General features: G+C 66.8%; 1 protein-coding gene. It reads left to right on the forward strand.

Annotation, left to right across the window (positions count from 1 at the left end; genetic code table 11):
• Nucleotides 1-283, forward strand: a 283-nt coding sequence (locus IF89_RS40110) for an acyltransferase domain-containing protein (RefSeq protein WP_043195134.1), incomplete at both ends; no start/stop codon positions are given.

A 283-nucleotide genomic window follows, 5' to 3' on the forward strand; every position in this document is an offset into this window, starting at 1 on the left:
TCCACCGTCATCACCGGCGACCACGACGCCGCCCACCAACTCGCCGCCACCTGGCGCGCCAACGGCCGACGCACCAAACAACTCAACGTCAGCCACGCCTTCCACTCACCCCACATGGACGGCATCCTCGACGACTTCCACACCACCGCCGCCACCCTCACCTACCACGCCCCCACCCTCCCCATCATCTCCAACCTCACCGGACGACCCGCCACCACCGAACAACTCACCGACCCCCACTACTGGGTCCAACACCTCCGCCACACCGTCCGCTTCAACGACG

Source organism: Streptomyces sp. NRRL F-2664, assembly GCF_000719345.1.
GTDB lineage: Bacteria > Actinomycetota > Actinomycetes > Streptomycetales > Streptomycetaceae > Streptomyces.